Origin of the sequence: Rhizobium aethiopicum (genome assembly GCF_900094625.1) — a bacterium.
Classification (GTDB): Bacteria; Pseudomonadota; Alphaproteobacteria; order Rhizobiales; family Rhizobiaceae; genus Rhizobium; species Rhizobium aethiopicum.
This window is the reverse complement of sequence record NZ_FMAJ01000002.1, coordinates 39,070-61,355: the sequence shown is the minus strand read 5'-3', so window position 1 is coordinate 61,355 and position 22,286 is coordinate 39,070. Positions and strand designations below refer to the sequence as shown.

Below are 22,286 nucleotides of genomic sequence, written 5' to 3'. Positions count from 1 at the left end.
TTCACTCGCCTTGGGCATGCCAGTTACGGATGGCGTCGATTGCGGAAAGAAGCTCCGGCAGTGTGCGATATGTCGCCTCCCACATGTCGACGGGATCGAGATCGAAGACATCTTCGAGAATACGGTTGCCCGTGCCGCAGATTTTCGTCCACGGCAGATCGGGATGCTCGGTCGCAAATTCCGGATGTGTCACCAGCAGACGGGACGCCGCGGAACCGATGATGAAGTGGCAAAAGGCAACCGCCTTGAAGGTAAGCTTGTCTCCCGCGAATGCCGCCCCATCCATTCCGCCGACGAAAGACAGTGCTTCCGATGCCGCCTCATACATCTCATTGAGATAGTCGATCGCGCGCCGCTCTTTCATTCGGCCTCCGGCAGCATTGACGTCAGGCGCAGCAGCGCAATCCGCTCGACCTGCGCGGCCGCGGTCGCAAACTCTTCGTCCCGGCCATTGCCGATCCGTGTTTCGAAGGCCGTCAGGATGTCGTCCTTGCCGAGCCCCTTGACGGCGATGATGAAGGGAAAGCCGAATTTTTCGACATAGGCCGAATTAAGTTGGGTGAAGCGGGCATGTTCGTCCGCACTCAGCCGATCGAGGCCGGCGCCGGCCTGCTCCTTGCGGCTGTCTTCCGTGAGTTCGCCTGCTATCGCCAGCCGGCCGGCAAGATCCGGATGGGCGCGCAGCACACCAAGGCGCTCCTCATGGCTTGCGGTGCGGAAGACGGCGGCAAGGGCCGCATGCACTCCAGTTGCCGTCAACGGCTCCCTCACGCCGCCGTCGTCATAGGCGCGCTCGGCGATGAAAGACGAATGTTCGAACACGCCGCCGAAGCGGGAAACGAAATCCTCGCGCGACAGCATCAGAGCGCATCCGGCTGATGGTGCTTATGCCAGTGCTCGGCGATCTCGATGCGGCGCGGAATCCAGACCTTGTCGTGTTTCAGCACATATTCGATGAAGCGCTTCAGCGCCGCCGCGCGGCCGGGACGCCCGACGAGACGGCAATGAAGGCCGACCGACATCATCTTCGGGCTGCCCGCCTCGCCTTCCTCATAAAGCGTGTCGAAAGCATCCTTGAGATAGGTGAAGAACTGGTCGCCGGTGTTGAAACCCTGCGGCGTGGCAAAACGCATGTCATTGGTTTCAAGCGTATATGGAACGATCAGGAAGGGTTTCCCGTCGATGCCCTTCACCCAGTAAGGCAGGTCGTCGGCATAGGAATCGGAGGAGTAGAGGAAACCGCCCTCCTCCTGCACCAGCCGCAGCGTGTTGTCGGAAGGCTTGCCCTGATACATCCCGAAAGGCCGCTCACCCGTGAGTTCGGTATGAAGGCGCACTGCTTCGAGAATGTGCTTGCGCTCCAGATCCTCGGAAAAATCCTTGTATTCCAGCCAGCGGTAGCCGTGGCTGGCGATCTCCCAGCCCGCCTCCTTCATGGCGGCGACGGCTTCGGGGTTGCGCGCCATCGCCAACGTCACGCCATAGACGGTCGCCTGCACATTGAGACTGGTGAACATCCGCCAGAGCCGCCAGAACCCGGCGCGCGAACCATATTCGTAGATAGATTCCATGTTGAGATTGCGCTGCCCCGGCCAGGCGGCAGCACCGACGATTTCCGACAGCAGATTTTCGGAAGCCGGATCGCCTTCGAGGATGCAGCTTTCGCCGCCCTCCTCGTAATTGATGACGAACTGTACGGCGACGCGGGCGTCGCCCGGCCACTTCGGATCGGGCGTCTGGCGCCCGTAGCCGACGAGATTGCGCGGGTAGGTCTCGGATACCATCAAATCACCTTCTGAAAAGACGGGGAACGGTATCATCCGCAGCCGGAATGTCGAGCCGGAAACTGCGCAGCGGAATTTATCATTATTAGACAATAACTTAGCTTGACGCGCGCTCAGGCGATCCTGCGCGCGCTGACCTTGCCCATGGGGTGGAGCGAATGGACGCGAAAGGGACCGCCGGTGCCCTCCTCGATCATCAACGCCACGTTCGAAACCATCACCGGCTCCCTCAAGACGGGCTCGAAGACCGTTCGCAGCACCGGCGCGATGCGGGGCATGTCGATCGCGTTGATAGGCCCTGTTACCGGCATGTGGAAGCGGAACTCCTCCATCACATAGGGATTGCCCCAACGATGGAGATTGGCGAATTGCGCCGCCGACAACCCATCGGGGTCGCTGCGTTCGATATCGGCTTCACTCAGCGGCGCCCGGAAGCGATCGAACTCCTGAACGATCGCCGAGGCCAGATACTGGATCTGCTCGCAGGGGGCGCTCGGCATCAAGCTATAGAAATTGCCGAGCCGGGCGATTTCGAGACGCGGAATCCGGAAGGGTGCGTATGTTCCGGCAAAACGCATGAGATCGCGCAGGAGTTGCGACTCGGACGTATCGGCGGACAGATGGAAAGGCGCCTTCAGAACGCCGTGAAAACCATAGCGCCGCGGCACGGCGGTATGGAAGGCGATCTCATGAATGCCGAGGCCGCGGACGGCCGGAGGCTCCACCATATCGCCCGAAAACACGTTTCGGCCAAGCCAATTGGCGGCCACAAGCGACAACGGGTCGCTCGCCGGAGGCGTGAAGCAAATGGCATAGCGCATGCACTTTCCTCCATAAAGGAAGGGAACGCCGGTAAATTCGGCGCTGTCGATGCGCAAGCAAATAGGTGATTTGCATGACAGAATAACGAAGCGAAGCTGTATCTAATTCACGTTTAACGTGAAGCCACGGCAATGTGGCTTGAAAATGCGAAGCTATCCGGCAACGAAAATCTGCAGTCTGCATCGCCTGCGATGCACATCGCCGCCTCCGCCAGACGGTGTGCAAGGCCGAAGCTGACCTTGAAGCCCCCGGTCAACGCGATCAGGCGCGGGTGATCGGGATGGCGGCCGACCATCGGATCGCGGTCGATTGCCTTCGGGCGAAGCCCAGCCCAGCGTTCGACCACGGGCGCATCGCGAAGGATCGGCGCGATGGCGCGCGCCGCCTCGATCAGCGTATCGAGCTGCGCGTCGGTCGAGCCGGGATCGTCAAAGCGGTTCTCGCTGGTGCTGCCGATTGCCGCGTACCCGCCTTCATGCGCCACCACATAGAGCCCATCGAAGAAGATCGTCGGCAGCGCCGGGTCGATATCGGCTTTCACCAGCGCCGCCTGCCCCTTCACGGGCTGGCCGAGCGGCTTCATCGGCCCCGGCGTCACCGCCTGCAGCATTGGAAAGGACTGATGGCCGGCAGCCAGGATGCAGCGGCCGAAAACAATGGGTTCGCCGCCAATTTGCGCGGTGCCGCGATCGGGATCGAGAGCGGTGGCGGCCGCATGCTCCATGATGCGCACGTGTCTTGCCCGCCGCAGCAAGGCGATGATCGCTGAGATCAATGAGCGGGGGGCAACGCGGCCGGCGAGCGTGTCGTGCACGAAGCCGCTCTCGCCGGCGGACGCGTCAGGCCAACCATCGACCGGCGACCTATCGATGACATGCCAGTGAAAGCTGCGCCCTCCGGTCCGCCAGTGGCGTTCGGCATCCTCGGAATGGTCGCGGGCGATGCGGTTGAGATGCGGCTTCGGCAGCGGGATCAGCCGCCCGGATCTGTTGTAACCGGCAGAAACTCCCGTCTCGGCTTCGAGCGCGGCGATTTCGGTTTCGAGCGAAACCAGCGCATCGAACTGGAACTGCTTCTTCTCCGACCACCGGTCCGGCATATGCGGCATCAGCGCGCCGAGCAGGCCGCCGCTCGCGCCGCTGCCCAGGCCGCCGGCGTCGGCGAGGATGGTGTTCATGCCGAAGCGTTCGGCATGAACGGCCGCCCAGAGACCCATGATGCCGCCGCCAACGATCAGCAAGTCGCAAGAAGATTGACCGGACGCCGGTGCAGGACTATCGGCTTTTTCCATGAGAGACGTGAACCCCGATCAGATTGGCGCGGACGCGCCGCAGCCGCTCGAATGGCGCGACGGCGATATGCCCTATTCCACCGTCTTTGGCGATCATTTTTATTGCCAGACCGATGGCCGGCTGGAATGCGGCCATGTCTTCCTCGCCGGCAACGGCCTGCCGGAGCGTTGGAACGGCCGGCGGGATTTTGTCATAGCCGAGCTCGGCTTCGGCACGGGCCTGAACTTCGCCGAGACCTGGCGGCAATGGAAGCTGCATCGCGCAGCCGGCCAGCAGCTGCATTTCATCTCCTTTGAACTGCACCCGATGCGCGGCGAGGAAATCGGCCGGGCATTGTCGCACTGGCCGGAGATCGACGCCGAGCGCGAAGCGCTGGCGGCGGCATGGCCGCAAGCGCCTGCCGGCACAGTCACGCTCGACCTCGATGACCAGACGCGGCTCAGCGTTGTCTGCGGCGCCGCGCTCGATGGCGTTGCCGCGGCAAGATCTGGCATAGACGCCTGGTACCTCGACGGTTTCGCCCCATCGCGCAACAGCGACATGTGGTCGGAGGAACTGATGCGGCGCGTCAATGAAAAGACAGCCGCCGGCGGCACCTTCGCCACCTATGCCGCGGCCGGCTTCGTGCGCCGCAACCTCATCGCTGCAGGCTTTGCCGTCGAGCGCCGCAAAGGCTTCGCCGGCAAGCGCGAAATGCTCTGCGGCGTCAAGCCGTCCCGCGAATAAGGTTTATCGGTTCAAGCGAGTTCAGTAGCCGGCATGCCCCGACTGCTGCTCGGTCCTGCCGAGCCATTGCCGGATTTTCTCCTCCAGCAATTCCGGGCTGATCGGCTTCGACATGTAGTCGTCCATGCCGGCGTCGAGGCAAGCCTCCCGGTCGCTTTCGAGCGCGTGGGCGGTGACGCCGATGATCGGCACCCGCTGGCCCTGCCCCTTTTCCCGTTCGCGGATCGCCCGCGTCGCCTGGTGGCCGTTCATTACGGGCATCGAGACGTCCATCATGATGATGCCCGGTTTGTGCCTCTCCCAGGCGGCGACCGCCTGCTCGCCATTGTCGACGACGAGGAAAGAGAGGCCCGTTCCCTGCAGAATCTGCGTGAAAACGATCTGGTTGACTTCGTTATCTTCGGCGACCAGCACGTCGACGAATTCCGCCAGCCGCGTCCGCGGCACCGGCTCCGGCGCCGCCGCTTGCGCCTGCGCCCGGGTGGTCTCGGTCGCGGTTGCCTGTTTGACGCGGCTTGCACGCACCACTTCGACCACGGTGTTGCGCAGAACGTTGGCGCGCGCCGGTTTCATCAGATGAGCGTGGCCGTTCAGCGCCGCGAATTCCTTTTCCGTGCCCGAAATATCCATCGATGTCAGGAAGATGATCGGCAGTTCGACGAACCGAGGGTCCGCGCGCAGCCGGCGCGCGACATCGGCGCCGTTCATGTCGGGCATGTGATAGTCGAGGACGACGGCATCGACGGTGATGCCGAGATTGGCCGCAGCCTCAAGGATCGCAAGGCCGGTGCCGCCGCCTTCGGCGGCCACGCCGTCGAAGCCCCACAGCGAGAGCTGCTCCGTCAGGATGCGCCGGTTCACTTCATTGTCGTCGACCACGAGGATGCGCGCACCCTGCACATTGATCGGCAGCGGCTTCGGTTTGATCCCGGTGGCGGCCACCGCGAAAGGCAGGTTGACGGTGAAGACCGAACCCTTGCCCCATTCGCTCTCGACGTTGATATAGCCGCCGAAGAGGTCGACGAGCCCGGCGGTAATCGCAAGTCCGAGGCCCGTTCCCTCATGCCGCCGGGTCGACGAGGCATCCACCTGTGAAAACTTGTCGAAGACCGAATCGAGCTTCTCAGGTGGGATGCCGATCCCCGTATCCTCGATGCGGATACTCGCGATGATCTCGCCGCCGGCGACCATCTCGAAGCCGACATTTACGAAGACATGGCCGCGTTCGGTGAACTTGACGGCATTGCCGACGAGATTGGTGACGATCTGACGAAAGCGGCCGGCATCGCCGATCACGGCGGCCGGCAGATCGGGTGCGGCCCGCACCAGCAGTTCGATGTTCTTCTCAGCGGCATGCGACGACAGAAGAGTCGCCACGTCCTCCACCGCTTCGGTAATATCGAATGCCGCTTTGCGCAGCGTCATCTGCCCGGCATCGATCTTCGAGAAATCGAGGATGTCGTTGATAATAGTCAGCAGCGCATTGCCCGATTTGACGATGATGTCGATGAAGGTTTTCTGGCGCGTATCGAGATTGGTCTTGGCCAGCAGCTCCGCCATGCCGAGCACACCGTTCATCGGCGTGCGGATCTCATGGCTCATATTGGCGAGGAATTCGGACTTGGCGCGATCGGCCGCTTCGGCGCGCGACAACAGATGGCGCAATTCCTCCTCGCGGCTCTTGAGCTCGGTAACGTCGGTGAAGATCGCCACCCAATGCCGCCTCTCGCTGACCGTCGCCTCCATGTTCACCCAGCGCTCGCCGCAGACATGAAAGACGGTGGAAATCGGCAGCCTGGCCGCGATATTGTCGTGCCAGCCCCGCAGGATTTCGGCCGCGGCATCGTGAAAATCGCCGCGCGCTGCGCAAAATTCGAACATGCCGAGCCAACCCTGCCCGGCTTCGATATAGGCGGGCGGAATCTGCAGAATATCGGCCATCGCTCCGTTGGACATCTTGATAATGCCATCCTGGACGATGGCAAGGCCTTGCGACATCGCATGCGTCGCATCACGCATCATCTCACCGACCCGCTCGAGCGCGGCGCGGGTCTCGTGTATTTCCTTCTCCCGCTCGCGCACTGCCGAGATGTCGGCATAGGTGAGCAGGATACGCTCATTGGAGATGCGGCGGCTGTCGAAGATGACGGATTTGCCCCCCGCCCAACCGAGCTCGATCGGCTCGGGCACTTCGGCCTCGAACAGATGCTTGCGGAAGGCGTAGATCTCCTCAGGCGTCTGCGTGCCGTCGTAGCGTCCGAGCTCTAGATTGCGGCGGATGACATCGATGAAGGGGCGGCCGTCGAAGGGGTCGTCAAGCGGCAGCTCCCAGATGTTGTAAAATTCATCGTTGACGTAGAGAATCTGGTGGTCGTTATCGAGAATCAGCACGCCGACCGGCAGCGAACGCAGGATGCTCTCGATATCGCGATGCAAAACTTCTTCCTGCTTGCGCGAGGCGATCAACGCCTTCTCGCGCTCCTTGAGCGGCGAGATATCGGAAAAGGAGCCGACGACATAGGTTCGCCCATCCGTCGTCATGACGCGGTTGACGCGTGAGATGACGGGATAGACGTGGCCGCTCTTGCTCGGCATCTCGCTCTCGAGCTCCACTGAAATGCCATCTCTGAGCGCCAGCAGGTTTTCCTGGTAGATCGGCTCAGCACCTTCCGGCCCGAACATTTCGTGTTCGGTCATGCCCAGATACTCGGAGCGGGCGCGGCCGCTGAAGGTCTCATAATACTTGTTGGCATAGACGAGGCGATGCCGGTCGTCGCGTACGAAGACCGCAACCGGCAGATCCTCGAGGACGGTGCGTAGAACGTCAAGTTCGTTGACGCTCTCCCCCCAGGCCGAATCTGCAGTGGGCGCACGTCTTTCACCTTCGCGATAGGCGGCGTTGACCACCAGCGGGCGGCCATCCGCCGCATAGATGCCAATCGGATGATCGAGCTTTTCCAGCGCCTGGCGCACAAGGGCGAAATCGGCGGCAAGCTCAGGATCGCCGGTGATCCCAGGAGCGCTAGTGCTCGCGGCGGCGCCAGCGATCCTCCTGTCATTTGCCGCGGCGCGCTGCGCCTCGCGCACTTCGAAGAGGCCGAGCACGTAGGCCCGATCCGGCGATGGCGAAAAGCTTTCGATCTGGATCCGCTCATGGCCGAGGCCTGCGGCATCGAAGCAGATGGCGTTTTCCTCGGTGCCGAATACCAGCGCGCGGCGTTCCTTATCCTCACGCTCCTCCTCCTCGGGGCGTTCGAACAGTTCGCGGCTGCGCCTGCCGATGAAATCGGAGATTTCGCGGCCGAAGAAACGGGCATAGGCTTCGTTGACCGCGACATAGCGCAGCTCACTGTTCTTGACATAGGCAGGAGTGTCCAGATCGGCGATCCGGCGGCAGGCCAACTCCAATATGTCCCCGGCTGATTTCAAAGAATTGTCGCTCCCGCAATAAATGAAATATCAACGACAAAGACTATAACGCCAAGGCTTTTAACAAGGTTTTAACCATGATTTTCGAAAGCGGTTTTTAGGGAGCCGGCACCTCACGCCGAAGTCACTTCATATTGACAGCCTGGGTTGCGTGAGGTGGCAAGGACGCGGGGCCAGTAACGCCGTCCGATCACCCGTCTTCCTGACGAGACATTGAAATTCTTACGAAAATTTATGCCGCGAGCGCTTGCGCGGCCATCGCTCCGCCGCGATCCGGGCGGAGTCTGGAGACGGCTTTATAGAAGCCAGTCTAAATTTGAGGAAAATAGCATGTCCGTTCTTCATAAGACCATGGCGACGGGCCTGATCGCGCTGACCTTTGCCGGCGCCTCGCTCGCTACCGCCACCACCGCCGATGCCCGTCCGCGCGATGCCTTCTGGGGCGGCCTTGCCGCCGGTGTCGTCGGCGGCGCTCTTCTGTCCGAAGCCGCCCGCCCAGCCTACCCCGTCTATCCGGCCTACCCCGTCTATCGTCCCTATCCGGTCTACCGGACCTATTACCGGCCGTCCTATTGCCATATCGAATGGCGGCATGATCGCTGGGGAGACCCCTACCGCGTGAAAGTCTGCCCGGAATGAACCGCATCCGGCGCCTTTGACATCAAGGCGGCATCCGCCCGATAGCAACGGTCGATTGGTCTGGCAAGAGTCACCCGCCAGACCATTTGCTTGCGCCAGAGCTGCATCCGTTACGGAGAAAGCTCCTCCAGCACGCGGCCCCTGGTTTCGACGGCAAACAACATCGTGATGAGAGCGCCAAGGATCAGAATTGCAGCGAAGCTCGCGAAGACGTACTGGATACCCAGGGAAGACATCAGCGTGCCCACAATGATCGGGCCAGTCGACGAGCCCAAGCGGAGCCAGGCGCTGCCGGTTCCGGTTCCGAGCGCCCTGAGGCGCGTCGGATAGATTTCCGCGGAGTACAGATAAAGCGAGAAGGTGACGGTCTGGACGATGGCATAAGCAAGGCCGCCAAGGATCAGAACCTGCATGGCGGAGGTTGCGCCGAGCCATGCGAGAGCCAAGAGCGGCAGGGGAGCAAGAAGCAATGCGCCGGTGTACCAGCGTTTGCGTCCGACCTTATCGATGAGCAACGCGCAGATGACGGCGGCGATAACGCCGCCGAGCGACGTCAGGAAACCATAGAAGATGCTAGTCTGAAGCGGAAGGTTGAACACCTGCCGATAGAGCGTGGGCAGCCAGGTGATCGTCCCGTTGGCGACGGTATAGGCCGTGAACCACATGGCCCAGATGGAGAGCGTACGCTTCAGGTAAATGCCTTGGAAGAGCTCGCGCCAGTCGGACGCGCGGCGGACCGGCACCTGGACGGCCTTTGGCTCAGGCAATTCCTTGCCGGCTGAGCGAGCACTCTCTTCCATACGTGTAACGATGGCGTTCGCTTCCTCGTAGCGGCCGTTCGCAGCCAGCCAGCGCGGCGACTCCTTCAGGAACCACCGCAGCGGGATCATGAGGATTGCCGGAACGAGGCCGACGACGAACATCGCCTTCCAGCCGTAAACCGGCACCATGAAGTAGCCGATGAGCCCCGCGCCGACCAGGCCGAGCAGGAACATGACCTCGTAGAGGAGGAAGAACTTGCCGCGCCCCTTCGAGCCAATCAACTCGTTGATATAGGCGCTGGCCACCGGAACCTCACCCCCCGTCCCAATCCCCTGAATGAAACGGAAGGCCATCATCATGCCGGCACCCGCGGCAAACAGGCACGCGACATCCATGCTGACGAAGATCAGGATCGTGAACAGGAGAACTTGCAGCCGGCCTATCTTTTCAGCAAGCCAGCCAAACAGGATGGCGCCGATCAATTGACCGAGATAGCCCATCGACAGGATCATGCCGGTCTGTGAAGGGTTCAGGTCCCACTCGCGCACCAGGACAGGCATGGCATAAGCGATCGCGATGACAGTATAGCCGTCGAAAAATGTTGCTGCCCCGATAATATTGCGCGCCCAGAAGACCTCGCGGGTGATGGGCAGACGCTCGAGGCGAGCGCTGATTTCGGCCTGGGGATCAGCGACGCTCGCCGCCTCGGCCGGTATAGTCTGCATGAGATTCATTGGTTCCTCCTTCTCGTCCCATGGCTACCACTCTCCCGGCCAGGGGCGCTCCTGCTTGATGGTTATGGCTGCGTGTCAGCTTGTCATGTCGGTGCGATGGGCCTCAAAAGGGATGCATCTTCGCAAAAGCTGCTTTTCCACCGCTTCCTCCTTGCCATCGGAATGACGCTCCCGCGGCATGCGCAGGAGCGTCGAAAGTATCACTCGGCGGCCAGAAGCTGGTCGACGCGCCTGATGCCGGCGGTGTCGAAGGCGGCAAAGATTTCCGCTTCGGCCTTTTCGCCAAGGTTCTTCAGCGGCTCGCGGACCGTCGCTTGGTCGAGGATACCACGATGCACGAGGCCGAGTTTGAGCGCCACGGTGCCTTCCATGTGGGAACCGCGGTGATAAACAGCGCGCGTCACCGGAAGAAGGCGTTCGAAAATTTTCCGGGCTTCCGGATAGTTCTGCGCCTTGCCTGCTTTGATGAGCTCGATCAGCAGTTCCGGCGCGATATTGCCGTAGCCGACGAGCAGGCCGTCGACATCGAACATGGTCGGCAGCAGCCATTCGTCGTGGCAGCTCAGGATCTGAAGATTGGGATTTGCCTTCTTCAGTTCCGGAATTTCGACATACCAGCGCTTCATATTGCGGACGCCGTTCTTGGTAGCGACGACGCCTTCCTGGGTGGCGATCGCCAGCTGCGTATCGAGATCGTAGGAGGCCTTGGTGGCGTCAGGATACTGGAACAGAATGCATTGCAGCCCGGATTCCTGCCAGATCGCCTTGTAGCGATCCTCAGGCGCCCCCTTCTGAAAACCGAAGCGCAGCCAGCCATGGTTCGGATAGACCAGCGCACCCGCGGCGCCGGCGGCCTTGCACTTTTTCGCCTCTTCCGCAGCAACCTTCGTGCCTTCGCCGGTGATCCCGGCAATGATCGGTACGGCGCCGTCGACCGCCTCGACATAGGTGCGGATAAGAGCAAGCCTCTCCTCCTCGGTAAGGAAGGTGCCCTCGCCGGCGTGGCCGAGAATGACGAGGCTTTTGACCCCTTCCATTGAAACCAGCCATTTGGCGATTTTTGCGTTAGCCTTGTGATCGACTTCGCCGCCGCGGGTGAAGGCGGTAACAGGCGCCGGGCTCAGCCCGCGCAGATCCATCGGTTGCATCTTGATCTCCTCCTTTGCGATCGCTGCTCATCCAGCGGTGGGATCGTTTATGGGAACGTTCCCACTATCGTTCTCGAATCCTCTGGAGTCAATGCCTGTTTTAGTGCATGTTCGCAGATATCGCTCGGCTGCTCCGACACGAATGGAAAACGTCCAATGAATTCAAAGGCGGATGAAATGCCCGGTCAAAGCCGCGTCACCATTCTTGACGTGGCTGCCGCAGCCGGCGTTTCCAAATCCACCGTATCCCGCATCCTGGACGAGCGGCTTCCCCGCTCCGACAGCGAGACCGCTCGCCGCGTTCGCAAGGTCGCCGAAGAGCTCGGCTATGTCAGGGATGTTTCGGCAGCGAGCCTCAGGCGCGGCAACACGATGACGGTCGGCGTAATCGTGCCGAGATTGACGGACACGGTCATGGCCATGCTTTACGAAGCGCTGGCCAAGGCCTGCAGCCGTACCGGCCGCTTCGCCATTGTCGCTACTACCGACGACAAGCCGAAGGCCGACCGGCTTGCCGCCGAATCCCTCCTGAGACGCGGCGTCGACGGATTGATTCTTTCCACAGCGCGGGAAGATGACGACTTTCCGGACGAGCTGGCAAGGCGCGGTGTTCCCTATGTACTGGCACTGCGCACCGACGGTCACAGCCTCTCCTCGGTCGGCGATGACAGGCTGGGCGGCTACCTCGCCGCGCGCCACCTGCTCGACCTCGGCCATCGCAGGATCGGCGTCATTGCCGGCCCATCCTATGCCTCCAGCGCGCGAGGTCGTGTGGAGGGTTTCAGGCAAGCTTTGCAGGAAGCAGGACTGGCTGCCGATCCCGCTTACATCATTCCCTCGACATTCGGCATCGATTCCGGTGCGGCGGCCATCGAGACACTGATGAATCTCAGCCCCCGCCCCACCGCTGTTTTCGCCGTCAACGACAATACCGCTATCGGCGCCTTGTCGGGACTGACGAAACTAGGGCTTTCGGTGCCGCAGGATATCTCGATCGTCGGTTACAACGACATCCCGATCGTCAATCACCTCCCCACGCCGCTCACGACGCTGCGTGTGCCGTTCGAGCAAATTGCTTCGAACGCCCTAGAGCTTCTTGCAGGCGATGACAATTCCATAGACGACCGTATCCGCATCTCGGCTCCGACACTCATTCCCAGGAAATCGACAGCGCCGCTGCGCTGAACGATCGCGAGAGGACCAGCATGCCGGAACCACTCAAGAACCTGCTGCATGAGGCCCTGGTCAGCGAGATGGCCGACCGCATCGCCGCCAATGCGTCGTCCTTCGACAAGGCCCGTTTCGTGAAGCTTGCGACCGATGGCCTTGGGGCGCTGGAGCTGATGGAACGCTCGGCGCTGGTCCGCGACGGGCTGTTTGCCACGCTTCCCGACGATTTTCCTGAAGCAGCCTCCATCCTCAAGGCAAGCCTGCCGGCACCAGGCCGGGCCGGTCTGACCGGCTGGATGTTGTTGCCGGTCAACCAGTTCATCGCCGCCCGCGGCCCTGATTATTTCGAAATCGGCCTCCAACTCCTCAAGGCGCTGACGCCGCATTTCACCGGCGAATTCGGCATTCGCCCCTTCATCCATCGCGACCAGCAGCGCGCGCTCGCCATCATTTCCGGCTGGGTCGCCGATCCCGACCAGCATGTGCGCCGGCTGGCGAGCGAGGGAACGCGGCCGCGCCTTCCCTGGGCCATGCGCCTGCCGCGGCTTGTAAAAGACCCCGTGCCGATCCTGCCGATCCTCACTGCACTGATGGATGATCCGGAAGATTATGTGCGCCGCTCCGTCGCCAACAGCCTGAACGACATCGCCAAGGATCACCCGGACATGGTCGCCGCATTCATTGCCGACCATATCGAGGGTGCCTCAGCCGAGCGCCGCCGCCTGCTGAAACATGCCTCGCGCACGCTCCTTAAGAAGGGCCATGCGCAGGCGCTCGCCAATTTCGGCTTCGGCGCTGCCGCGTCACTCGAATGCGAACTGCGCCTGGTCAATAGCGAGGTAATGTTCGGCGAAGGGCTGGATTTCGAAATCCGCGTCACCAATGCCGGCCAAACCACGCATTCGCTGATGATCGACTACGCCATCCACCACGTGAAGGCCGACGGCTCCCTCTCACCCAAGGTCTTCAAATGCAAGACCGTCACGCTCGCGCCCGGGCAGAGCCACGCAATAGGGCGCCGCCACGCCATGCGGCCGATCACGACACGGCGCTATTATCCCGGCGAGCACCGCATAGCCATCCTCGTCAACGGCGCCGAAAGCGCATCGGAAACTTTCGTCTTGAGAATGCCCTCGCCCGACCGGGGTTAATGCCTTTTTGTGCGCTGCACTTGACTTTTCCAGCGAACTAGCCCAAATGCGGCTCAGCTTTCCCCCTTCCGGCCGCCGCGTGAGCGTGCCCCTGCTAGAAAATACGAAACGCAGGAAGAAGGGACAAAAGCGCATTTCGATAGAGCGCCGCACTCCCAATAAGCGGCCAGAAGCGCTGGAAAGCTTTTTCCAACTTGCAAGTTCCCACTTCACGCGGGGTTCTTGACGCCAGAATGAAACCGGATCGCATGGTGCGTTCCGGCGCTAGTCGTTGTGGCGCCCCGAAAGGTTATACCTTGACTAATTTTGAATCGCTTGGTGTCTCCAAGCCGATCGTCGCCACCTTGTTCCAGCTCGGTATCGAAACCCCGACGCCGATCCAGGAACAGTCCATTCCTCTCCTCATATCGGGCCGCGATCTGATCGGCCTTGCCCAGACCGGCACCGGCAAGACCGCCGCCTTCGGCCTGCCGCTCATCGAAAAGCTGCTCGCTGACGAGCGCCGCCCTGACAACCGCACGACCCGGACGCTGATCCTGGCGCCGACCCGCGAGCTGGTGAACCAGATCGCCGAGAACCTGAAGAAGTTCATCCGCAAGTCGCAGCTGCGCATCAATGTCGTTGTCGGCGGTGTGTCGATCAACAAGCAGCAGCTGCAGCTCGAAAAAGGCACCGATATCCTGGTTGCCACGCCCGGCCGCCTGCTCGATCTCGTCAATCGTCGCGCTATCACGCTGACGACGGTGCGTTATCTCGTGCTCGACGAGGCCGACCAGATGCTCGACCTCGGCTTCGTGCATGACCTGCGCAAGATCGCCAAGCTCGTTCCGAAAAAGCGCCAGACCATGTTGTTTTCGGCGACCATGCCGAAGGCGATCGCCGATCTCGCCGGCGAATATCTTGTCGATCCCGTCAAGGTCGAAGTCACGCCTCCCGGCAAGGCTGCCGACAAGGTCGAGCAGTACGTCCATTTCGTCGGCGGCAAGAACGACAAGACCGAACTGCTGCGCAAGTCGCTGACCGAAAATCCGGACGGCCGCGCCATCGTCTTCCTGCGCACCAAGCACGGTGCGGAGAAGCTGATGAAGCACCTCGACAATATCGGCTATTCCGTCGCCTCGATCCACGGCAACAAGAGCCAGGGTCAGCGCGAGCGGGCGCTGAAGGCCTTCCGCGACGGCAGCATCAAGACGCTGATCGCGACCGACGTCGCCGCCCGCGGCATCGATATCCCCGCCGTCAGCCACGTCTACAACTACGACCTGCCCGAAGTGCCGGACGCCTATGTCCATCGCATCGGCCGCACGGCGCGCGCCGGCCGCGACGGCATTGCCATCGCCTTCTGCGCCCCCGACGAAGCCAAGCTGCTGCGCGATATCGAGCGCCTGATGGGCATCGACATATCAGTCGCCAGCGGCGAACCGCCGGCACATATCAGCGCCGGCGGCCCGCGCCGCGGCAACGGCAATGGCAACAACCGCAATCGCGGTGGCGGCCAGGGTCGCGGCGACCAGAACCGTTCGGAGCATCGCGGCAGCCGCCAGGAACGCCGCCCGCGCCGTGACGGCGAAGGCAGCGAAACACGCGCCAGCGGCAGTGAAGTCCGCGCCGGCGGCGAGGAGCGCCGCGAACGCCGTCCGCGTCCCGAGCGCCCAGGCCGCAACGAGGACTTCCGCGGTCAGCGCCGAGGCGAAGCGACCCCGGATTTCGGCCCCGACAACGATCTGGCCTCGACCTCCGATTTCCGCCCGGCAAAGCCGCAGCGCCCTGCGCATAACGGCCCCAATGGCCATCATGCCAATGGCGAACCGAGCGGCCATCACCGCGGCAACGGCCGCCACGCCCACGGCCGCCCGGCCCGCAAGCACGGCGAAGACCGCGGTCCGCAGCAGGCTGCCCAGAGCGGCGAACAGCGCCGCGACGGCAACGGCGGCAACCGCCGCGGCGGCTCCGGCTCCCGCAATGGCGGCCAGCGTCGCGAACGCGCCTGAGCGCCGATTGATTCAAAGGAGAAAAGGCCGAACCTTCGGTCTTGATTGTTGAGAGGCCGGAGCATCTGTTGGGATGTCCGGCCTTTTCTCGTCATAAGACAACACCGCAGCGGCGCTACGCGGCTACGCTTCCCGGTTTCTGTAAGCATCCAAGTTGAGGAGATCGAAGCCTCCTTCCAACCGTCGACAGGTCCCGTTGCGCCTGCTCTGATCTTATTCGAGAGATACGACCAATGGCCGGTTGAACAGGCCGCTACCGTAGCCGGAGCGGGTCGCAAAGCCAGACCGCTTGAATGCCGGACGCTTGAGACCTAAATTGGCTCCATGCTTGACCATCCGTCCCGGCCGTTGTCGCCTTCAACTATCCCAATGGATGCCCTGAGCGAAGTCCTGCAAGACTTTCGCTTGAGTGGAGTGAACTATGGACGCTGCGAGCTCAGGCATCCATGGAGCATCGCCTTTCCGCAACAACAGCTACTTCGCTTTCACTTCGTCAGCCAGGGTCCGTGCTGGATCCATACCGAAACCCAAGGATGGCAGGAGTTGAACGATGGCGATCTGGTGCTGCTGCCGCAAGGCATCGCGCATCGATTGGCCAGCGCGCCGGATGTTGAAGGCGACTCGCTTAAAAGCTGTCAGATAACGAGGTTGGGCAGCAACGTCTGTGACGTCTTGCGGGAAGGAACAGGCGCCACCAGCACCCTCTTCTGCGGCTCCATGACGTTGGGCGCCCATGCACTCAACCCCTTGATCGCCCTGATGCCGCCAATCATTAAGGGCTGCGATGTGGCCGCTAACGATCCGATCGTGGGCCCCCTGCTGGCCGCTATGTCGACAGAGGCGACACAGCCCCAGATGGGAAGCGCGACGGTCTTGTCGCGTATGGCGGACTTGCTCGCCGCGCGACTTATCCGCTGCTGGGTCAACTGCAGCGGAGCCTCGACCACCGGCTGGCTCGCCGCCATCCGCGATCCCCATATTGGTCGGGTGTTGGCGGCCATGCACCGCGATCCCGGCCATAACTGGACCCTCGAAAGCCTCGCTGGCGTGGCAGGCCAGTCGCGCTCGATCTTCGCCGAGCGCTTCAGCGCTATCTTGGGAGAAGGCGCGGCACATTATCTCGCCCGTCTGCGTATGCAGCTTGCCCGTGACTTGTTGGCGCAAAACGGCATGTCGGTTGCCGAGGTTGCCTCCCGGTTGGGCTATGAGTCCGAGGCGTCTTTCGCGCGTGCCTTCAAGCGGGTCACAAACGTTTCACCGGGAATTGTGCGCCGCACAAGTTCCGGACGAACGGACATGGATTTCGGATTTTAAGACACATATCATCCTGAAAACTTCGTCTATGAAATCTCCAAACACAGGAGATCCATCTATGACGGACACAACATCACAATTCGACGGCGCCACAATTGGCCTCGAGACGGCTGAACCATCGGCGTGGAGCGCGGCGACCTGGTTTGCCGTTCTTTCGATGGCGGCCACCAGCTTTGCACTGGTATCTGCTGAGTTTCTGCCGGCGGGCCTGTTGACGCCAATGGCCCGAGACCTCGGCATTTCCGAGGGCACGGCCGGACAGGTCGTCACCGCCACCGCTTCCGTCGGCGCCGTGGCGGCCCTGTTGAGCAATGTTCTCATCGGCAGGCTGAACCGCAAAGCGGTGCTCGTCGGTCTCAGCGCCTTGGCGGTTGGCTCCAACATTCTTGCATCGTTCGCGACCGATTTTTGGCTGCTGTTGTTGGGCCGGGCGGGATTGGGCATCGCGCTTAGCGGCTTTTGGGCGCTTTCAGTGGCCGTCGTGGCAAGGCTGGTCGGCGCCAACGCGACAGGTCGGGGCATGGCTATCGTCACCCTCGGTGTTTCGCTTGCCACGATAGCTGCACCATCAATGGGTGCTTTGATCAGCGATTGGCTGGGATGGCGCAGCGCCATGGCGATGACAGCCGGGCTTGCAGCAGTTGCTATGCTGCTGCAGGTGCTCAGTTTACCGACACTCCCTGCAAGCACTAGCAACAGTCTCGCTGATGTTTTCCGGCTAACGCGACGGAGGGGCGTTCAATTGGGAATGCTTGCTATCCTCTTGCTGATGACAGGGCATTTTGCCGGATCGGTTTATGTGCGTCCCTTCCTCGAACAAGTGACGCTCCTTGAAACCAAATCGATCGCCCTGGCGCTGCTTGGGTTTGGCATCGCCTCCGTGATCGGCAATGTTGCCGGCGGTAGGATGGCCGACGCGAGCATCGGCATAGCGCTGGCTGTCACGGCTGTATTGATGACGTTTGCCGCACTCGCTCTGGTGCTTTGGGGTGCTCATACCGCCGTCGCGTTCGCACTCGTCACGCTGTGGGGCTTTGCCTTCGGCATGGCGCCGGTCGTGCTGCCGACCAATCTTTCCCGCGCGGCCGCCGACGCTCTGGAGGCGGCGGGTAGCCTCATGGTCGTCTCTTTTCAGGTGGCCATCAGTATCGGCGCTATCGTTGGCGGCTATATCGTCGACCACCACGGCGCTGTCGGACCATTGACTCTTACGGCTCTCCTGGCTGCGTCGACAGTTGCCTTGGCGCTGCTGCAGCCCCGCACCTGATCGCTGCTTCCTACCCCTGTGCATCCGTAAGGCTCCAGCTTGGCCGTGAATGGTGCCCGGGTAGCGCACGAAGCCGCTCTGGATACGAGGTCGTCGGCACTCGCCGGCGACCTCGAAAGCGTCAGTCTATGACAATCTCCTCGCCTTCTGCCTTGAGGCGCGCGAGGCCATCCTTCATCTGCTGCAGCGCTCGATGCGTGAGGATGGACCTGCCGGGCCTGAAAGTTCAGGCCATTCGGTCGCTCGATCTTGCCGCAGCCATCAGCCTATACGCTCGCCTCCGCCTGCTGACCGCCCCTGCGATTTGTCATATATACGCCCATCACCACGATCACCGTGCCGAGAATCAACGGCAGCGTCAGCGGTTCTCCGAAGACGATGAAGGCCTCAAACGCCACTGCGGGCGGCATCAGGTAGATGAGCGAAGCGGCGCGCGAGACCTGCCCGCGCCGGATCAGATAAAGCAGCAGCCCGACCCCGCCCATCGACAGGCCGGAGACCGACCAGATGAGCGCGCCATAGGCCTGAGCCGAACCATCGAAATGCTGGTGTTCTAATGTGAGCGAAAGCGGCAGGGTGAGAATTAGCGCGCCGACATATTGCAGCGTCGCGATCGTCCTGAGGTCGCCGGATTGCAGGTGTTTCTTCTGGTACAGCGTACCGTAGGTGACGGAGCCCATGGCGATAAGGTTGATCGCCAGCGGCAGCGCCGCATGGCCGAGATCGGCCGTCGCTGGATCGAAAAGCTTCGGCGAAATGGCTATGGCGATGCCGACGAAGCCGAGGCCAAGGCCGAGCTTCTGCGCCTGTTGCAACCGCTCGCCGACGAGGAAGGGAGCCGCCATCGCCGTCAGCAGCGGCTGCAGCGCGGCGATGATACCGGATATGCCGGCCGGCACACCATTGGCGATCGCCCACCAGAGGCCGGCGAGGTAAAAGCCATGCAGGAAGAACCCGGAATAGATCGCACGCAGCCACGTCGCCCGACTTTTCGGCCATTGCGCCCCCATCGCCAGGCAGAGCGCCAGGAATGCCAGAGCCGACAGCGCATAGCGTATCGAAAGAAAGGTGAAGGGCTCGGAATGCAGCGCCGCATATTTTGCCACCACCCAGCCCGTGGACCAGAGCAGGACGAAGAGAGCGGGGGCAAGGCGATCAAGGGACATGATGCATCTCGGGGGACAAAGAGTTGCCGTGCTGATAGCCGCACCCTGCTGCCGCAGTCAAAGGCGAAGCATTGATGCTTATTTGAAATTTCGCTGATGGGTGGGGTCGCCGCCTGGAAGCATGTCGCGGCAGCGAAGAACTGCCAGTGCCTCTCCAGGCTCCATCATTCCTGTGCTCGTTAGAGGAATCCGGCGCGCCACCCCCTTGGACGCCGGAGAATTCTTAACAGCGTGCAGAGCCATTCACCGCGCAGACGCGCGGTGAATGGCTTCCTGTGACATTCCTCAGGCACAGTCCCGAGAATGGGGATCGGAGGGGATGCGTCGGTGTGCGCCAATCCACCGGGGCGACCGGAAAACAATCAAATGCTCACGTTTTGCGCAATCCCGTGCGAGCAGCCATCCACCATGCCGCTCAAAGCACCCGAATTCTCATCCCTTTCCCGCACCGCAAAATCTTTTCCTCGAAATGCGCATGGTTCTTGCATTGCAATTTGCGTTGTATTCAAATGAACAAAAAAGGGGAGCCGCACCTTTGGCATTTGACGAAATGATGACCGGGGACGAAAGTCCTCGCCCGCCTTATGACAAATATTTTGAGTGGTACAACAGCCAAGACCGGTCGCATCTGATTGCCAAGTCCCGCGATGCGGAGAACATTTTCCGGAAGACCGGCATCACCTTCGCGGTCTACGGGCACGCCGACAGTTCCGAAAAACTTATCCCCTTTGACATCATTCCGCGCATCATCTCCGCCCGCGAATGGCGCAAGCTCGCCCAGGGCATCGAGCAGCGGGTGATCGCCCTCAATGCCTTCCTGGACGATATCTACCACAAGCAGGAGATCATCCGCGCCGGCCGCGTCCCACGCGAGCTAATCGAGAACAACGTCGCCTTCCTGTCCGAGATGATCGGCTTCCGTCCGCCCGGCGGGGTCTACACCCATATCGTCGGCACCGACATCGTACGAACAGGCGAAGAGCAGTTCTATGTGCTGGAGGATAATGCCCGCACGCCTTCCGGCGTCAGCTATATGCTGGAAAACCGGGAAACCATGATGCAGATGTTCCCGGAGCTCTTCCACGAAAACAAGGTGCAGCGCGTCGAGGACTATCCCTATCTGCTTCGCCAGAGCCTTGCCTCGCTCGCCCCTCCCGGCTGCACCGGCAAGCCGCGCGTGGCGGTGCTGACGCCAGGCATCTACAATTCGGCCTATTACGAACATTCCTTCCTCGCCGACATGATGGGCGTCGAGCTGGTCGAGGGCTCGGATCTGCGCGTCATCGACGGCAAGGTGAAGATGAGGACGACCCGCGGTTACGAGGCGATCGACGTGCTCTACCGCCGCGTCGACGACGATTTCCTCGATCCGCTGACCTTCCGGGCCGATTCCGCGCTCGGCATTCCCGGCATCATGGATGTCTACCGCTCCGGCAATATCACAATCGCCAATGCACCCGGCACCGGCATTTGCGATGACAAGGCGATCTATTCCTACATGCCGGAAATCGTCGAATTCTACACCGGCAGCAAGGCGCTGCTCGAAAACGTCCCGACCTGGCGCTGTTCGGAAGCATCAAGTCTGAAATACGTGCTGGAGCACCTCGAAGAGCTCGTCGTCAAGGAAGTGCACGGCTCCGGCGGCTACGGCATGCTCGTGGGACCAACGGCATCCAAAAAGGAGCGCGCCGATTTTGCCGAAAAGCTGAAGGCCAAACCGAACAACTACATCGCCCAGCCGACGCTGTCGCTCTCCACCGTGCCGATTCTCGTCAACAAGGGGATTGCGCCGCGCCATGTCGACCTTCGCCCCTACGTCCTCGTCTCCGACAAGGTGCAGATCATCCCGGGTGGGCTTACCCGCGTGGCGCTGAAGCAGGGCTCGCTGGTGGTCAATTCCAGCCAGGGCGGCGGCACCAAAGACACCTGGGTACTGGAGGACTGATGCTCGGAAGAACCGCAAACGGCCTCTACTGGATGTTCCGGTACATCGAGCGCGCCGAAAATATCGCCCGCCTGGTCGATGCCGGGCTGCGCATGTCGCTTACCCGTAGCAGCGCCGGGGACGACAACTGGGACGGCGTGCTGCAAAGTGCGGGCGTGCGCGAGGCCTATAACGAGGGCCACGCCAAGCTGACCCATGCCGACGCGATCGATTATCTCCTGCGCGATCGGGCCAACCCGTCGAGCGTCATGTCCTGCATCGACTCGGGCCGCAACAATGCCCGCATGGTGCGCACGGCGCTGACGCGGGAGACCTGGGAAGCGACCAATGAATGCTGGATCGACCTGAAGTCGCTGCTCGAAAAGCGCGTCAAGCCGGCCGAAATGCCGGAGGTAATCGACGCCATCAAGCGCCGCGCCGGCCTGATCCGCGGCGCCTTCCACGGTTCGACGCTGCGCAACGAACTTTATAATTTCGCCCGCATCGGCACCTTCATCGAGAGGGCGGACAATACGAGCCGAATCCTCGACGTGAAATATTACGTTCTGCTGCCTTCCGTTTCGGCCGTCGGCTCCTCCCTCGACAACGTGCAGTGGGAATCGATCCTGCGCTCGGTCTCGGCGCACCGCGCCTACAGCTGGGCCTATGACGGCGAATACCGGGCGATGAACATCGCCGACTTCCTGACCCTCAATGTGCAGATGCCGCGCTCGCTTGCCTATTGCTACGAGAAGATCGTCAGCAATCTCGGCTATCTCGCCCAGAATTACGAGGAGCGGCTTCCCGCCCACGATACAGCCGAGGCGATCCGAACCACCCTGCAGACAAGGGCGATCCGCGACATCATGGATCAGGGCCTTCACGAGTTCCTGGAGGATTTCGTCTCGCGCAACAACCAGCTCGGCATGGAAATTTCCAACGGCTACCGGTTCTACGTTTAAGCGGA

At 61.7% G+C, this 22,286-nt stretch carries 18 protein-coding genes; 9 read left to right on the top strand and 9 right to left on the bottom strand.

Annotated features, from left to right (window positions below):
• Position 1: 1 nt before the first annotated feature.
• From GA0061105_RS04610 to GA0061105_RS04590, 5 genes are all read right to left on the bottom strand, one after another.
• Positions 2-364, bottom strand: a complete 363-nt coding sequence (locus tag GA0061105_RS04610) for a HepT-like ribonuclease domain-containing protein (RefSeq protein ID WP_064695334.1) — start codon at positions 362-364, stop codon at positions 2-4.
• Complete coding sequence (gene uraD / locus GA0061105_RS04605) at positions 361-861, bottom strand: 2-oxo-4-hydroxy-4-carboxy-5-ureidoimidazoline decarboxylase (protein ID WP_092748407.1); 501 nt, start codon at positions 859-861, stop codon at positions 361-363. The genes GA0061105_RS04610 and uraD overlap by 4 nt, the downstream gene beginning before the upstream one ends.
• A complete protein-coding gene (gene puuE / locus GA0061105_RS04600; protein ID WP_092748405.1) occupies positions 861-1,784 on the bottom strand; it encodes an allantoinase PuuE in 924 nt (307 codons plus the stop codon). The genes uraD and puuE overlap by 1 nt, the downstream gene beginning before the upstream one ends.
• A 113-nt stretch (positions 1,785-1,897) precedes the next feature.
• Entirely contained in the window at positions 1,898-2,605 is a 708-nt protein-coding gene (locus GA0061105_RS04595; RefSeq protein WP_064695337.1) for a DUF1045 domain-containing protein, read from the bottom strand.
• A gap of 113 nt (positions 2,606-2,718) precedes the next feature.
• Positions 2,719-3,897 carry an NAD(P)/FAD-dependent oxidoreductase gene (locus tag GA0061105_RS04590; protein WP_092748404.1) on the bottom strand — a complete coding sequence of 393 codons (1,179 nt, stop codon included), beginning with the start codon at positions 3,895-3,897 and terminating at the stop codon, positions 2,719-2,721.
• Between GA0061105_RS04590 and mnmC2 the strand changes: the two genes are divergently transcribed.
• Positions 3,896-4,624 carry a tRNA (5-methylaminomethyl-2-thiouridine)(34)-methyltransferase MnmC2 gene (mnmC2, locus tag GA0061105_RS04585; protein WP_092748403.1) on the top strand — a complete coding sequence of 243 codons (729 nt, stop codon included), beginning with the start codon at positions 3,896-3,898 and terminating at the stop codon, positions 4,622-4,624. The genes GA0061105_RS04590 and mnmC2 overlap by 2 nt on opposite strands.
• Before the next feature lie 21 nt (positions 4,625-4,645).
• On the opposite strand, the gene GA0061105_RS04580 is transcribed toward mnmC2, so the two are convergent.
• Positions 4,646-8,053: a response regulator gene (locus tag GA0061105_RS04580; protein ID WP_208601623.1), complete on the bottom strand. Its 3,408-nt coding sequence runs from the start codon at positions 8,051-8,053 to the stop codon at positions 4,646-4,648.
• Positions 8,054-8,383: 330 nt separating this feature from the next.
• On the opposite strand from GA0061105_RS04580, the gene GA0061105_RS04575 reads away from it, so the two are divergent.
• Positions 8,384-8,692: a hypothetical protein gene (locus GA0061105_RS04575; protein ID WP_092748399.1), complete on the top strand. Its 309-nt coding sequence runs from the start codon at positions 8,384-8,386 to the stop codon at positions 8,690-8,692.
• 110 nt (positions 8,693-8,802) lie between these two features.
• Here GA0061105_RS04575 and GA0061105_RS04570 read toward each other — a convergent pair whose 3' ends face one another.
• A complete protein-coding gene (locus tag GA0061105_RS04570) occupies positions 8,803-10,188 on the bottom strand; it encodes an MFS transporter (RefSeq protein ID WP_092748397.1) in 1,386 nt (461 codons plus the stop codon).
• A 200-nt stretch (positions 10,189-10,388) separates the two neighbouring features.
• Positions 10,389-11,336: a dihydrodipicolinate synthase family protein gene (locus tag GA0061105_RS04565; RefSeq protein ID WP_167358523.1), complete on the bottom strand. Its 948-nt coding sequence runs from the start codon at positions 11,334-11,336 to the stop codon at positions 10,389-10,391.
• Between the two features lie 156 nt (positions 11,337-11,492).
• Here GA0061105_RS04565 and GA0061105_RS04560 point away from each other — a divergent pair, with 156 nt between their 5' ends.
• The 5 genes from GA0061105_RS04560 (at position 11,493) to GA0061105_RS04540 (ending at position 18,229) form a co-directional block, all read left to right on the top strand.
• Positions 11,493-12,521: a LacI family DNA-binding transcriptional regulator gene (locus tag GA0061105_RS04560; protein ID WP_092748395.1), complete on the top strand. Its 1,029-nt coding sequence runs from the start codon at positions 11,493-11,495 to the stop codon at positions 12,519-12,521.
• Between the two features lie 20 nt (positions 12,522-12,541).
• A complete protein-coding gene (locus tag GA0061105_RS04555) occupies positions 12,542-13,657 on the top strand; it encodes a DNA alkylation repair protein (protein ID WP_092748393.1) in 1,116 nt (371 codons plus the stop codon).
• Positions 13,658-13,905: 248 nt separating this feature from the next.
• Entirely contained in the window at positions 13,906-15,648 is a 1,743-nt protein-coding gene (locus GA0061105_RS04550; protein WP_092748391.1) for a DEAD/DEAH box helicase, read from the top strand.
• Between the two features lie 324 nt (positions 15,649-15,972).
• The gene (locus GA0061105_RS04545; protein WP_092748389.1) at positions 15,973-16,962 is read left to right on the top strand and encodes an AraC family transcriptional regulator; all 990 of its coding nucleotides are present in this window, start codon (positions 15,973-15,975) and stop codon (positions 16,960-16,962) included.
• 58 nt (positions 16,963-17,020) lie between these two features.
• Complete coding sequence (locus tag GA0061105_RS04540; protein WP_064695348.1) at positions 17,021-18,229, top strand: MFS transporter; 1,209 nt, start codon at positions 17,021-17,023, stop codon at positions 18,227-18,229.
• 266 nt (positions 18,230-18,495) lie between these two features.
• Here GA0061105_RS04540 and GA0061105_RS04535 read toward each other — a convergent pair whose 3' ends face one another.
• Positions 18,496-19,395 (bottom strand): DMT family transporter, encoded by a 900-nt coding sequence (locus GA0061105_RS04535; RefSeq protein WP_092748387.1) that lies wholly within the window; start codon positions 19,393-19,395, stop codon positions 18,496-18,498.
• Between the two features lie 535 nt (positions 19,396-19,930).
• Here GA0061105_RS04535 and GA0061105_RS04530 point away from each other — a divergent pair.
• Entirely contained in the window at positions 19,931-21,340 is a 1,410-nt protein-coding gene (locus tag GA0061105_RS04530) for a circularly permuted type 2 ATP-grasp protein (protein ID WP_092748385.1), read from the top strand.
• Positions 21,340-22,281 (top strand): alpha-E domain-containing protein, encoded by a 942-nt coding sequence (locus GA0061105_RS04525; RefSeq protein ID WP_064695351.1) that lies wholly within the window; start codon positions 21,340-21,342, stop codon positions 22,279-22,281. Before GA0061105_RS04530 ends, GA0061105_RS04525 begins: the two co-directional genes overlap by 1 nt.
• Positions 22,282-22,286: the final 5 nt, after the last annotated feature.

Coding starts and splice junctions, on each gene's coding strand:
- uraD (WP_092748407.1), bottom strand. CDS start 861: ATGCTGTCGCGCGAGGATTTCGTTTCCCGCTTCGGCGGCGTGTTCGAA.
- GA0061105_RS04555 (WP_092748393.1), top strand. CDS start 12,542: ATGCCGGAACCACTCAAGAACCTGCTGCATGAGGCCCTGGTCAGCGAG.
- GA0061105_RS04535 (WP_092748387.1), bottom strand. CDS start 19,395: ATGTCCCTTGATCGCCTTGCCCCCGCTCTCTTCGTCCTGCTCTGGTCC.
- GA0061105_RS04590 (WP_092748404.1), bottom strand. CDS start 3,897: ATGGAAAAAGCCGATAGTCCTGCACCGGCGTCCGGTCAATCTTCTTGC.
- mnmC2 (WP_092748403.1), top strand. CDS start 3,896: ATGAGAGACGTGAACCCCGATCAGATTGGCGCGGACGCGCCGCAGCCG.
- GA0061105_RS04540 (WP_064695348.1), top strand. CDS start 17,021: ATGACGGACACAACATCACAATTCGACGGCGCCACAATTGGCCTCGAG.
- puuE (WP_092748405.1), bottom strand. CDS start 1,784: ATGGTATCCGAGACCTACCCGCGCAATCTCGTCGGCTACGGGCGCCAG.
- GA0061105_RS04565 (WP_167358523.1), bottom strand. CDS start 11,336: ATGCAACCGATGGATCTGCGCGGGCTGAGCCCGGCGCCTGTTACCGCC.
- GA0061105_RS04575 (WP_092748399.1), top strand. CDS start 8,384: ATGTCCGTTCTTCATAAGACCATGGCGACGGGCCTGATCGCGCTGACC.
- GA0061105_RS04560 (WP_092748395.1), top strand. CDS start 11,493: ATGAATTCAAAGGCGGATGAAATGCCCGGTCAAAGCCGCGTCACCATT.
- GA0061105_RS04545 (WP_092748389.1), top strand. CDS start 15,973: ATGCTTGACCATCCGTCCCGGCCGTTGTCGCCTTCAACTATCCCAATG.
- GA0061105_RS04525 (WP_064695351.1), top strand. CDS start 21,340: ATGCTCGGAAGAACCGCAAACGGCCTCTACTGGATGTTCCGGTACATC.
- GA0061105_RS04595 (WP_064695337.1), bottom strand. CDS start 2,605: ATGCGCTATGCCATTTGCTTCACGCCTCCGGCGAGCGACCCGTTGTCG.
- GA0061105_RS04570 (WP_092748397.1), bottom strand. CDS start 10,188: ATGAATCTCATGCAGACTATACCGGCCGAGGCGGCGAGCGTCGCTGAT.
- GA0061105_RS04610 (WP_064695334.1), bottom strand. CDS start 364: ATGAAAGAGCGGCGCGCGATCGACTATCTCAATGAGATGTATGAGGCG.
- GA0061105_RS04550 (WP_092748391.1), top strand. CDS start 13,906: ATGGTGCGTTCCGGCGCTAGTCGTTGTGGCGCCCCGAAAGGTTATACC.